Annotated in this window: 10 protein-coding genes; 9 read left to right on the top strand and 1 reads right to left on the bottom strand. The window is 61.2% G+C overall.

Features of this window, described 5'->3' with window-relative positions:
• Position 1: 1 nt before the first annotated feature.
• From glyS to glmM, 7 genes are all read left to right on the top strand, one after another.
• Positions 2-2,416 carry a glycine--tRNA ligase subunit beta gene (gene glyS / locus ACR0KM_RS11075; protein ID WP_480859785.1) on the top strand — a complete coding sequence of 805 codons (2,415 nt, stop codon included), beginning with the start codon at positions 2-4 and terminating at the stop codon, positions 2,414-2,416.
• Positions 2,417-2,452: 36 nt separating this feature from the next.
• A complete protein-coding gene (locus ACR0KM_RS11070) occupies positions 2,453-5,014 on the top strand; it encodes a putative PEP-binding protein (protein WP_480821565.1) in 2,562 nt (853 codons plus the stop codon).
• A 186-nt stretch (positions 5,015-5,200) separates the two neighbouring features.
• Entirely contained in the window at positions 5,201-5,839 is a 639-nt protein-coding gene (locus ACR0KM_RS11065; protein ID WP_480821567.1) for a cell wall hydrolase, read from the top strand.
• Between the two features lie 73 nt (positions 5,840-5,912).
• Entirely contained in the window at positions 5,913-7,286 is a 1,374-nt protein-coding gene (locus ACR0KM_RS11060) for a multicopper oxidase family protein (RefSeq protein WP_480859783.1), read from the top strand.
• A 103-nt stretch (positions 7,287-7,389) separates the two neighbouring features.
• Entirely contained in the window at positions 7,390-8,310 is a 921-nt protein-coding gene (locus tag ACR0KM_RS11055; protein WP_480730456.1) for a dihydroneopterin aldolase, read from the top strand.
• On the top strand, positions 8,307-9,305 hold the full coding sequence (folP, locus tag ACR0KM_RS11050; RefSeq protein ID WP_480859781.1) for a dihydropteroate synthase: 999 nt from the start codon (positions 8,307-8,309) through the stop codon (positions 9,303-9,305). The genes ACR0KM_RS11055 and folP overlap by 4 nt, the downstream gene beginning before the upstream one ends.
• A gap of 34 nt (positions 9,306-9,339) precedes the next feature.
• The gene (glmM, locus tag ACR0KM_RS11045) at positions 9,340-10,683 is read left to right on the top strand and encodes a phosphoglucosamine mutase (RefSeq protein ID WP_480859778.1); all 1,344 of its coding nucleotides are present in this window, start codon (positions 9,340-9,342) and stop codon (positions 10,681-10,683) included.
• Here the strand turns inward: glmM and ACR0KM_RS11040 are convergent.
• On the bottom strand, positions 10,680-11,582 hold the full coding sequence (locus ACR0KM_RS11040; RefSeq protein WP_480859777.1) for a DMT family transporter: 903 nt from the start codon (positions 11,580-11,582) through the stop codon (positions 10,680-10,682). The two genes, glmM and ACR0KM_RS11040, sit on opposite strands and share 4 nt — an antisense overlap.
• A gap of 78 nt (positions 11,583-11,660) precedes the next feature.
• Between ACR0KM_RS11040 and ACR0KM_RS11035 the strand changes: the two genes are divergently transcribed.
• Together ACR0KM_RS11035 and ACR0KM_RS11030 are read left to right on the top strand one after the other, a co-directional pair.
• Positions 11,661-11,972 (top strand): ArsR/SmtB family transcription factor, encoded by a 312-nt coding sequence (locus ACR0KM_RS11035; protein WP_480859775.1) that lies wholly within the window; start codon positions 11,661-11,663, stop codon positions 11,970-11,972.
• A complete protein-coding gene (locus ACR0KM_RS11030) occupies positions 11,969-12,424 on the top strand; it encodes an SRPBCC domain-containing protein (protein WP_480859773.1) in 456 nt (151 codons plus the stop codon). Before ACR0KM_RS11035 ends, ACR0KM_RS11030 begins: the two co-directional genes overlap by 4 nt.
• The last annotated feature ends 54 nt before the right edge of the window (positions 12,425-12,478 follow it).

Genomic DNA, 12,478 nt, shown 5'->3' with positions numbered 1-12,478 from the left:
AATGCCCGACCTGCTGATCGAACTGTTTTCCGAAGAGATCCCCGCGCGGATGCAAGCCCGCGCCGGTGAGGACCTGAAAAAGCGGATCACCGATGGTCTGGTCGAGGGCGGTCTGACCTATGCCTCTGCCGCTGCTTTGACCACGCCGCGCCGCCTGACGCTGGCCATTGAGGGGCTGCTGGCCGAAAGTCCGACCATTCGCGAGGAACGCAAAGGCCCGAAAGTGGGCGCGCCGGACAAGGCAATCGAAGGCTTCCTGCGCGGCGCGGGCCTGACCCGCGACCAGTTAGAAGAACGCGAGACACCCAAGGGCGCGGTCTATTTCGCGACCATCGAGAAAGCCGGGCGTCCGGCGGCGGACATCGTGGCCGAAGTGCTTGAGGCCACCATCCGCAACTTCCCATGGCCCAAATCGATGCGCTGGGGGGCTGGCTCGATGCGGTGGGTGCGGCCGTTGCATTCGATCCTGTGCATCCTCAGCGATGAAGCGGGCGCTCAGGTCGTGCCGTTGGAGGTCGAGGGGATCACGTCCGGGGACACCACCGAAGGCCACCGTTTCATGGCCCCGAACCGGTTCGCGGTGACCTCGTTCGACGACTACGCTGCCAAACTGAAACGCGCCTTTGTGGTGTTGTCACGCGAGGAACGGGCCGAGAATATCTGGAACGACGCCCAGAACCTCGCCTTTGCCGCTGGTCTGGAAGTGGTCGACGACAAGGGCTTGCTGGCCGAGGTCGCGGGTCTGGTCGAATGGCCGGTGGTGCTGATGGGGCAGATCGATGACGAATTCCTCGACCTGCCGCCCGAGGTGCTGCAGACCTCGATGAAAGAGCATCAGAAGTTCTTTTCGGTGAAGAACCCGAAGACGGGCCGGATTGAGCGGTTCATCACGGTCGCCAACCGTGAGACCGCCGATAATGGCGCGACCATTCTGGCTGGGAACCAGAAGGTTCTGTCGGCGCGTCTGGCCGATGCGAAGTTCTTCTGGGAGAATGATCTGCGCACCGCCAAAACGGACATCGCCCAATGGGTCCGCGCGCTGGAGAACGTGACTTTCCACAACAAGCTGGGCACGCAGGCGGAACGCATCGACCGCATCGCCGCACTGGCCCGCGAACTGGCCCCGGTTGTGGGCGCGGATGCGGATCAGGCCGAGAAAGCCGCGCGTCTGGCCAAGGCGGATCTGAGTTCCGAGATGGTTTATGAATTCCCGGAACTTCAGGGACTTATGGGGCGGTATTATATCGAAGCGGCCGGCGAGGACGCCGCGGTTGCTGCGGTGGCGCAAGAGCATTACTCACCGCTTGGGCCGTCAGATGATGTGCCGACCGCACCGTTGTCGGTAGCCGTGGCGCTGGCCGACAAACTGGACACGCTGACCGGTTTCTGGGCGATTGATGAAAAACCGACAGGGTCAAAAGACCCGTTTGCCCTGCGCCGGGCTGCGTTGGGGATTATTCGGTTGGTCTTGGAAATGGCCCCTAAAATGCCACTGTTGCCGGTGCTTGTTGAAGGACTTGTTTCAAGTATCAACGTTCTGGAAAAGGTCGAAGCGCCTTTCGGAGATGTAGAAGCTAAGCAATTCATTGGAGATGATTATAAATATCTCCTTCAGAACTTAGACTTTTTGGGATTGTCTTGGTGCGCGGTCGAAAGCTCTCCTGAACATCAGGCTATCCTAGAATTCATAGATGCTGACTTTAAGAACTTGCCTGAAAACTCTGAAACGGCAGTAGCCGCTTGCCGAAAGCGGTTGAAAGACGTTTGGCTTTTTGCGCATCTGAACCGCAACCGACTAGCCAATTCGGCACACTTTCAAAATTATCAAGGTGAACACAAGGACTACGTCAACGCTAGACCTTACTTCGAGGAGGTGTCTCTTCCCGTTGCTCGCGACCTTCTTTCCTTCTTCCACGACCGCCTCAAAGTCTTCCTCCGCGACGAGGGCATCCGCCACGACATCATCGACGCCTGTATCGCGATGGACGCTAATGATGACCTCAACCTTCTGGTCAAACGTGCCCGCGCGCTCAACGCGGTGATTGCGACTGAGGATGGGGAGAACCTTGTGCAGGGGTTCAAGCGGGCCAACAACATCCTGTCTCAGGCGGAAGAGAAGGATGGGGTCGAATATTCATACGGTGCGGATGTGAAATTCGCCGAGACCGACAGCGAAAAGGCGCTGTTTGCAGCGCTGGATGCGGCGCAGGCGCAGATCGATCCGGCCTTGAAGGCTGAGGATTTCCCGGCTGCTATGGCTGCGATGGCGGCGCTGCGGGCTCCGGTCGATGCGTTCTTTGAGGATGTGCAGGTCAATACCGACAATGACATCCTGCGGCGCAACCGTCTGAACCTGCTGAGCCAGATCAGACAGGTCTGCTCTAGCGTTGCCGATCTGACCAAGATCGAGGGATAACGCCCTTGCGCCAAGGGCGCAGGGGCTTATGCTGCGGTGAAACCAAAAGGTGCCGCAGTGCAGAATAATCCGCAGACCACGCTTATCACTCCAAAAGCGCCCGTTGCCGCTAACACCCATGGCGGGCGGGCAAAATGCCTTCAACGGCTGGTCCGACTGGACATGCCGGTGCCGCGCACAGTGGCGCTGTCTTTTGACGCGGTGCAGCAGATTGCCAAGGGCGACATGCCCGATATCGCGGCCATCATGGAGCAGTTCGACGCCGAGGCGTTGTTATGTGTGCGGCCTAGCTCGGAAGACCCTGATTGGGGCGGGCCGGGGGCGGTTCTGAACATCGGTATGAACGACGCACGCTATCTGGACTTGTCGGCGGATATGGGGGCTGACGCGGCAGCTGCGCTATATCTGCGGTTCGTCCAAAGCTATGCGATTCATGTCGCGCGTCTGGATGCGGATGTGTTCGACGATATCGAGGCGGACGGTCGCGAGGGGCTGAGCCTGTCGCTGCGTGCCTACGAAGATGAAACCGACGAGACATTCCCGCAGGACCGTGGTGAGCAATTGATCGGGGTGCTGCGATCGATGGCACGGGCTTGGGATGGGACTTCGGCGCGCTTGTTGCGGCAGGCCAAGGGCGCACCTGCGGATGCCGGACTTGGTTTGGTGATCCAAGAGATGATACCGGGCGTCGGTCAAGGCGAATGCGGTTCGGGCGTGTTGCAACTGATCGACCCGGCCACCGGCATGACGCAGATCACGGGGCGCTATCTCAGCCAGAGCCAGGGGCGCGATGCGCTGGGGGAAGGGGTTTCGGCGCTCTATCTTGAGAAGGATGAGCGGGGGCGCTCGCTTGAAGATGTGGCACCTGAGGCGTTTGCTGATCTCAAGGCTCACGCGGCGCTGATGCGGAAAAAGCTGCGCGAAGAGATGCAGGTGGAGTTTGTGGTCCAGAATGGCGATGTGCACATTCTGGATGGTGTGCGCGTTCAACGCGGTTCGCGCGCGGCGATGCGGATTGCGGTGCGGCTGGCCGAAGACGGGATCATCCCGCCGCAAGAGGCCGTCATGCGGATCGACCCGCATTCGCTGAATGAGCTGCTGCACCGGCAGGTCCACCCCGGGGCAGAGCGTGATGTCCTGACGACCGGCATCGCCGCCAGCCCCGGTGCGGCCACCGGCCGGATCGTATTCACCGCCGCCGAGGCGCAGGCCAGTGCTGCGCGCGGTGAGCCTTGCGTGCTGGTGCGGCGCGAGACGTCTCCGGAAGACGTGCGTGGGATGCACGCCGCTGTGGCGGTACTGACCGAAAAGGGGGGTATCACCAGCCATGCGGCGGTGATTGGTCGGGGGCTGGGTCTGCCCTGCATCGTTGGCGCCTCCGAGATGCGGTTTCAGACCAAAAAGAAGATGCTGAGTGCGCCGGACGGACGTGTGTTCAAGACCGGAGACATCCTGACCATCGATGGCACCTCGGGTCAGGTTCTGGCCGGGCAGCCCGAGATGCTTGAGGCGGCGCTGGACGATTGCTTCCAGACCCTGATGGGCTGGGCTGACGCCGAACGTGACATTGCCATCCGTGCCAATGCCGACACGCCTGCGGATGCGCAAACGGCGCGGAATTTTCAGGCCGAAGGGATCGGTTTGTGCCGGACCGAGCATATGTTTTTTGATCCCGGCCGCCTGACCGTGATGCGCGAGATGATCTTTGCGCAAACGCCCTCGGGCCGGGCGGCTGTGCTGGAACGCCTGTTGCCGATGCAGCGGCAGGACTTTGTACAACTGTTCCGCATCATGGAGGGGCAGCCGGTCTGCATCCGTCTGTTCGACCCACCGCTGCACGAGTTCCTGCCCACCACCCGCAGCGGTCAGCGCGAGCTGGCCGAGGCGCTGGATCTACCCGTTTCGGACGTGGAGCGCCGGGTTGAGGCGATGCGGGAATACAACCCCATGCTGGGCCTGCGTGGGGTGCGCCTGGGTGTGACTGTGCCCGAAATCTACGACATGCAGGCCCGCGCCATCTTCGAGGCGACGCTGGATGCCAGTAAGGACGGTGCTCCGGTGGTGCCCGAGGTGATGATCCCTCTGGTCTCGGCCAAGCGCGAGGTGGAGCTGGTCAAGGCGCGCATCGATGCGGTCGCGGCCGAGGTTGCCTCGGAACGCGGGCAGGAGTTTGATTACCGGCTGGGTGTCATGGCAGAAACGCCGCGGGCCTGTCTGCGGGCAAATGAAATTGCACCGCATACCTCATTCCTCAGCTTCGGGACCAACGATTTGACCCAGATGACCTATGGTCTGTCGCGCGACGATGCGGGGCGGTTCATGTCGGCATATGTCCGCTTAGGCGTGTTTAACGAAGATCCGTTTCACGTTCTGGATGCAGATGGGGTGGGTGAGTTGCTGAAACTGGGGGCTGAACGTGGCCGCCAAGCACAACCAGACGTTACACTTTCTGTCTGTGGCGAGCATGGGGGCAACCCCGAATCAATCGCCATCTGTCGGGCGCTGGGATTCGACTATGTGTCCTGTTCGCCGTTCCGGGTGCCGGTCGCTCGGCTGTCTGCCGCTCAGTTGGCGATTTCGTCCAAACTTGGGGGTTGACTAACTGTCTCCCCTCTAGAAATAGTGGCTTGTGAAACGTTCCGCTGTCGATGAATTTTGACCGCGTGAGCGATTTTTTTCTTGCTTTTTTCAGAAAGCTGGACGTGTGCCCCTAAGTGGGGTATCAGCCTCGTCGCGCCCGCCGGGGGAGGGTTTGGCGCGTTTGTGCCTGTGCGAGGTTATCTGATGAGACGCTACATATTGGCTGTTGCCGTGGGGGCCACAGCCTTGCTGCCGAGTTTGTCCGTCGCTGAGAAGCCGGACGACAATACATCTGCTGATTTGGTTGCTCGTAACGAGTTGCCAGCGCAAAATTTCCGCGACTATCTGAAGCTGTTCCAGCCGCGTAAGTCGCAGGAAAAGACTGAGGTTTCCTACACCAAGGATTGGTTGGACCAGCAACCCAAAGCGACCGGAGACCAAGGTTTCCGCTGTCTCGCTGAGGCGCTTTATTTCGAGGCGCGCGGCGAAAGCGTGCGCGGCCAGTTCGCGGTGGCCGAGGTGATCCTGAACCGTGTCGACAGCGGCCGGTTTCCAGACACGCTGTGTGGTGTGATCAATCAGGGCACGGGCAAACGGTACCAGTGTCAGTTCACATATACCTGCGACGGCCAGAAAGAAGTCATCCGCGAAAAACGCGCCTATGAACGTGTGTCCAAAGTCGCGCGCGCTGCGATTGACGGTATCGCCGAAGAGATGACGGCGGGGGCCACACATTATCACACCAAGGCGGTCAAGCCGTCCTGGTCGCGGGTCTACAAGGAAACCGCGCGCATCGGCGTGCATATTTTCTACCGCCACAACTATCGCACCGCGAGCAACTGATTGACGCACCAGCGCTGGAAGGGTGCTGGTGTGCTGGGGTTTTCGCCTTATGTTGCGGGCCAGGAGGTCCGCAATGTCATTATCCCGCAGACAATTCTTAAGCTCGGCACTGGCCGTGTCGATGCTGCCGCGTGCCACAATGGCATCCGTCGAAACCTTGGCTGCGCAGCAGACACGCCAGCAGATCGCACCAGACGGCTATCCCGCGACCTCGGTCTGGAGCTATGGCACGGGTGTTCCTGGCCCTGAAATCCGCCTGCAGCAGGGCGCGCGCGTACAGCGACGGTTGGAGAACACGCTGCCTCAGGCGACGTCGGTTCATTGGCATGGTATTCGGATCGACAATGCGATGGATGGTGTGCCCGGGCTGACGCAGGACGCGGTGCCGACGGGAGGCCGTTTTGACTATGATTTCGTTGTCCCGGATGCGGGAACCTATTGGTATCACGCCCACAACCGCTCGGTTGAGCAGGTGGCGCGGGGGCTCTATGGCCCGCTGATCGTGGACGAGGCCGCCGGGCCGGATGTCGATCAGGACCTGACGCTGATGCTGGACGATTGGCGGCTGGACCCAGAAACCGGGCAGATCACCGAAGACTTTGACAACGGGCATGATCAAAGCCACGCGGGGCGTTTGGGCAATCTTGTTGTGGTGAACGGGCGGTTTGATCCGTCTTACCCCGTGAAATCCGCCGAGCGCCTGCGCCTGCGGCTGATCAACGCCGCCAACGCGCGGATTTTCGACGTGGCGCTGGACGGGCTTACAGGATGGATCGTAGCACTGGACGGGATGCCGCTAGAGGTCCCGCTGCCCATCGAAGACCGCTTTCCGCTAGCGCCGGCTCAGCGCGCGGATCTGATTGTCGATGTCACGGCCGAGGCTGGCCAGACCGCAAGCGTCGTCAGCGTCGAGCGGGACGGTGCGTTTGGGCTGATCGGATTCGACGTGACCGGGGCGTCTGCGAAGGCGGCGAGGAGCGGTGTTGAGCCATTGCCTGCGAACCCTTTGCCAGCGGTCGAGGTGCAGGATGCGCCCCTGCATCGCATGACGCTGCAGGGCGGGGCGATGCGCTGGCTCGACAGCGCCGTTCTGGGTGAGACCACGCTTTCGGGCCGCGAACTGGCGCAGCTGGGGCGGTTCTGGGCGCTAAATGGCTATGCAGAACGGCCCGCTGATCCGTTTCTTGATGCGCAGTTGGGCGACACTCATATCATTGAGTTTGTAAACGAAACGGCCTTTCCGCACGCGATGCACCTGCACGGGCATCATTTCCAGCTGATCCTGCCCGATGGCAGCCTAGGCCCGTGGCGCGATACGGTTCTGGTCGAGCGGGGACAGACCCGGCAGATTGCATTGGTGGCCGACAATCCCGGTGACTGGCTGCTGCATTGCCACATGCTGAGCCATGCCGCATCGGGGATGATGAGCTGGTTTCGGGTGACCTGACGCCGCATTCGACGGCTGGAAAGGCGTTTGTTGCGGTGCTATACGCCCGGCAAACGCCTAAATTGGGCTGATCAGTCCAACCGAGCCCGAAAAGGTCCGTCAGATGAGTTCCGAAATCCGCCTTGCCTTTGCGCACCCGTCCGAGCGCTCTGAGGCGACCGCATCGCGTGGCCCTCTGGATCGCATCTCGCTGCGCGATCATATCGTCGAGGTCGAGATCGGGGCCTTTCAGGCTGAACGCGGCACCACGCAGCGCATCTGTTTCAATATCGTGGTCGAGGTGCGCCCGCTGACCGACCCAATCGACGATGACGTGGATCGCATCCTGTCCTATGACCGGGTGACTGAGGCGATTGCGTTCGAACTGGCCGCTGAACGTCTCAACCTGCTTGAGACGCTGGCGGATCGCGTGGCGGAGCGGATATTGCTTGAACCTCAGGCTGTAAGAGCCTTTGTTCGCATCGAAAAACTGGATCGTGGCCCCGGTGCGTTGGGGGTTGAGATCGTGCGGGGGAAAGATGCGGGCCATCATGAAATCACCGAAGAAGAACGCCCCCATCCCCGGCTGGTGTTCCTGTCGAACGAGGCAATTGCCTCGGGCAATCTGACCGGCTGGATCGACCAGCTTGAGAACCGCCAGCGCCCGCTGATCCTGTGCGTTGGTGCCTCTGATCTGGCGGTATCACAGACGGGGCACGGGATGACTCAGCGCCGCATCGACCTGCTGGCGATTGAGCAGAATGCCTGGGTTCTGGCCGCACGGGATCATCGTTGCGTCGTGGTCTCGACCCGGACCGAGCTGGATTGGGCGATGAAAAACGGTCAGATTTGCGTCTGGGCCCCATCCAAGATCGTTTTGGATGCGGTGGATGGTCCCTCGGCGGCTCCGTCGGACGCGGTGGCGCTGGCGGCATGGTTTGCCGCAACTTTTGAAGCTAGCGAGATGCTGGTCATCGGCGGCGACCTACCGGAAGCTCCCAAAACACCGCTGCGCGCGGTTCCGGTGGAGCAGGCGCAGCTGTGACCGTCTACTACCGACCGCTGGTGCAGCATGGGCCGCTGCGTCCGGAGGGAGCCGTGTCGTTGGCCGGGCAATCCTTGTGGTTAACGCATGCTGAATGTCTGCAGCGGGGCAAGGTGCCCTGCATGGTTGATATTGGTTCAATACCAGAGGCTTATCTGCATAAGTTCACCCGTCTGCGCGCGCCTGTTTCCGGGCTGGATATGGCGCAACCGCAGATCATGGGCATTCTGAACGCCACGCCCGACAGCTTTTCGGATGGTGGCGTTCACAACTCGGTCGAGGCCGCCCGCGCTGCCGCCGCCGGGATGGTCGCCCACGGGGCAAGCATTCTGGATATCGGCGGGGAATCAACGCGCCCAGGTGCCAGTTTTGTTCCCGAGGACGAAGAGATCGCCCGCACGCAACCGTTGATCGAAGCCATCCGGGCCGAGACCGATGCGCTGATCTCAATCGACACGCGCAAGGCCAGCGTCGCCCGTGCTGCGCATCAGGCCGGTGCGGGGCTGATCAACGATGTCTCGGGCTTCACCTTTGATCCGCAGCTTGCGCCGTATTGTGCCCGGATCGGAGCGCCGGTCTGTGTGATGCATATGCAGGGCGATCCGGCCACGATGCAGGACGATCCGCAATATGATAACGTCTTGCTGGACGTGTACGATTTCCTTGAGGCGCAGATTGCGCATCTGGAAAGCCTCGGGCTGAGCCGCGATCTGATTATCGTCGATCCGGGCATCGGGTTTGGCAAAACCACCGAGCATAACCTGGCCCTGTTGCGCAATCTCAGCCTGTTTCACGGGCTGGGCTGCCCGATCCTGCTGGGCGTGTCTCGTAAAGGCATCATCGGTGAAATCGGCAAAGAGCCGCGCAAGGACGCCCGTGCGCCGGGATCAATCGCCGTGGCTCTGGCGGGATTGTCCCAAGGCGTGCAGATTATACGTGTCCATGACGTGGCCGAGACCGCTCAGGCCTTGCGTTTATGGGCGGCCGTCCGTTAACCCGGGCACAAGTTAGTGTTAGGAGTCTAGGTTCATGCGCAAGCTGTTCGGAACCGACGGGGTGCGGGGCACCGCCAATACCCATCCGATGACCGCTGAGATGGCCCTGCGCATCGGGGCCGCCGTGGGCCGGTATTTTCGCCGGGACGCAGGTGGCGTGCACCGGGTTGTCATTGGCAAGGACACGCGGCTGTCGGGCTACATGCTTGAAAATGCGCTGACGGCGGGGTTGACCTCGACCGGGATGAACGTGCTGCTGCTGGGGCCGGTGCCGACGCCTGCGGTTGGGCTGATGACCCGGTCGATGCGAGCCGATCTGGGTGTGATGATCTCGGCCAGCCATAACCCGGCAGAGGATAACGGGATCAAGTTTTTCGGGCCGGACGGGTTCAAGCTGTCGGATCAGGCCGAACTTGAGATCGAACGGTTGATCGAAGAGGGCGTAAATCCGGCGCAGGCCAAGAATATTGGCCGCGCCCGCCGGGTCGATGACGCACGGTTCCGCTATGGCGAGCGGGTGAAATCCTCGTTGCCGCGCGACGTTCGGCTGGATGGTCTGAAAGTCGTGATCGACTGTGCCAACGGTGCGGCGCACCGGACGGCTCCGGAAGTGCTGTGGGAGTTGGGCGCTGACGTCATCCCGATTGGCGTCGCCCCGAATGGCAAGAACATCAATCTGGACTGTGGATCAACCAAGCCGCGCGTGGCTGCGGAAACGGTTGTGGCTCATGGTGCGGATGTGGGCATCTGCCTGGATGGTGATGCCGACCGGGTTGTGGTTATTGATGAAACTGGTGCGATTGCAGATGGCGATCAACTGATGGCCCTTTTGGCGGGTGCGTGGTCGCGCGCTGACCGGCTAAAGGGCGGTGCCCTGGTGGCGACGGTGATGTCGAATCTGGGTCTGGAACGGCATCTGGCCGGGCAGGGGCTGCGGCTTGAACGCACAGCCGTTGGCGACCGCTATGTGGTCGAGCGGATGCGCGAAGGCGGTTTCAATCTGGGCGGGGAACAATCGGGCCATATCGTCATGAGCGACTATGCCACCACCGGCGATGGGTTGATGGCTGGCCTGCATTTTCTTGCCGAGATGGTGCTGTCGGAAAAGAAAGCCTCGGAACTGGCACATCAGTTTGAGACCGTTCCGCAATTGCTGAAGAATGTACGGTTCACGGCGGGACAAACGCCGCTTGAGGCGGCGAACGTCAAAACTGCGATCTCCGATGCCGAAGCGCGGTTGAATGGGCAGGGTCGTCTGCTGATCCGCAAGTCAGGCACCGAACCTTTGATCCGTGTAATGGCAGAATGCGAGGATGCGGCCCTGTTGACAAAGGTGGTCGATGGCATTGTGGCCGAGGTCGAGGCAGCGGCGGGTTAACGCCCGATCAGCATCTTGCGCAGGCTGAACCACTGGCTGATGGCCAGCCCGCACAGGATCATGACCAGTGCGATGAAAAAGCGCAGCGGTAGGGCCTCGGACAATATCCATGCTCCGAACACCATCGACCAGATGGGTACCTGATAGTTCACCAAGGTCATGAATACCGATCCCGCGCTGAGGATGATCGACACGCGCAGCAGCGTGGCGAAGGCGGTAGGGATCAGGCCCAGAACGATGATCGCCAGCCCCGAGCGGGTCCCTTGCCATGAGGGCAGACCTTCGGTCATCAGCATGATCGGCAACAGGATGACCGCGCCCACAACCAGCGTCAGCGCGGACAGGACCACCGGATCAATCGGTGGGCAACGGCGCGTGAAGATGGACGATGTTGCATAGCACAACGCCGCTCCGACGCAGGCCAGTTGTGCCAGGGGCTCGGCCCCTTTGCCGAGTTGCGCGAGGCCCGGCCCGATCAGCACAAGTGCGCCGGAGAAGCCCAGGGATACTCCGATCAACCGGCGCAGGTTCATCGGCTCGTCCGAGAAGAAATGGGCCAGTGGCAGTACCATCAGCGGAACTGCCGCCATCGACAGGCCTGCAAAGGCTGAAGGTACATATTGCTGACCCCAGCTGAGCAGAATGAAGGGCAGGGCGGTGGATAGGACTCCGATCACGGTGATCGAGGCCCACAAAGCCCTGTTCAAGTGCGGCAGTCTGCGCCCGGTCAGCCGCATCAGCAGCAACAGCATGACCGCACCCAGCGTGGTGCGGGCGGTTGCAACGGTCACGGGGCCGTACCCCTCCAGCGCTATGGCGACGACCATAAACGTGGCGCCCCAGATCAGGCCCAGAGTGATGACGCCGCCCCAGTCGCGGCTGTTGGGTTGTTGAACCATTCCATCCCCTTATCCCGCGAATCTGGCAGTGTCACGGGGTGATCTTGACTAAATGTAAGTTTTTACTTACCGTTAGTCATGGCTTACCATGATGCATTTTCAGCGTTGGGCGACCCAACCCGCCGGCAGGTGTTTGAGGCAGTCGCCGACAAGCCGCAGGCCGTTGGTGAGCTGGCCCGTGAATTGCCGGTCAGTCGCCCCGCAGTGTCACAGCATCTGAAAGTGCTTTCAGACGCAGGGCTTGTTGAATGCCGTCCAGAAGGCACCCGACGAATCTATGCCGCGCGGCCCGGTGGGCTGCGTGAAATGCGCACTTGGCTTGAGCGATACTGGTCCGACGTTCTGGAAAGTTTCGCAGCCGAAGTTAATGAAGAGGGACGGGAGTTATGACGGCGCCCATCGTCAAAACTGTGGTCGTGAACGCAGCGCCTGACACGGCTTTCGATGTCTTCGTGAACCGCACAGCGACATGGTGGCCAATGGATCGGCACGCGGTGTCGGCAGGGGCGGGTAAATCGGCTTTGGGCGTGGTGATCGAACCTCGGGTCGGGGGCGCCGTCTATGAGGTGATGCATGACGGTACGCGAGCTGATTGGGGTGAGGTTTTGTCCTTTGAGGTCGGGCGCTGCTGTGTCATGAGCTGGCATCCGGGCACTGCCCCAGACAAACTAACCCGCGTCGAAGTGACGTTCGAAGAACATGGGGCCGGGCGGACCAAGGTCACGCTGACTCATTCCGGCTGGGACGTGTGGGCCGCCGAAGCGCAAGCCAAGCGTGATGGCTATGATGGTGGCTGGGATCACGTGCTGGGGGCGTGCTACACAAGTGCCTTCACCAACTAAAAAGGGCGACCACGTGGGCCGCCCTTGCGCTGACAGAGGTCAGACTTGGGTCGT

It is taken from the genome of Ruegeria sp. G10, from assembly GCF_056533645.1.
This window is presented reverse-complemented; position numbering and strand designations above follow the sequence as displayed.

Excerpts from the sequence above, each read along its gene's own strand:
- ACR0KM_RS11040 (WP_480859777.1), bottom strand. The coding sequence starts at position 11,582 with ATGGTTCAACAACCCAACAGCCGCGACTGGGGCGGCGTCATCACTCTG.
- ACR0KM_RS11055 (WP_480730456.1), top strand. The coding sequence starts at position 7,390 with ATGAGTTCCGAAATCCGCCTTGCCTTTGCGCACCCGTCCGAGCGCTCT.
- ACR0KM_RS11035 (WP_480859775.1), top strand. The coding sequence starts at position 11,661 with ATGGCTTACCATGATGCATTTTCAGCGTTGGGCGACCCAACCCGCCGG.
- glyS (WP_480859785.1), top strand. The coding sequence starts at position 2 with ATGCCCGACCTGCTGATCGAACTGTTTTCCGAAGAGATCCCCGCGCGG.
- ACR0KM_RS11065 (WP_480821567.1), top strand. The coding sequence starts at position 5,201 with ATGAGACGCTACATATTGGCTGTTGCCGTGGGGGCCACAGCCTTGCTG.
- glmM (WP_480859778.1), top strand. The coding sequence starts at position 9,340 with ATGCGCAAGCTGTTCGGAACCGACGGGGTGCGGGGCACCGCCAATACC.
- ACR0KM_RS11030 (WP_480859773.1), top strand. The coding sequence starts at position 11,969 with ATGACGGCGCCCATCGTCAAAACTGTGGTCGTGAACGCAGCGCCTGAC.
- ACR0KM_RS11060 (WP_480859783.1), top strand. The coding sequence starts at position 5,913 with ATGTCATTATCCCGCAGACAATTCTTAAGCTCGGCACTGGCCGTGTCG.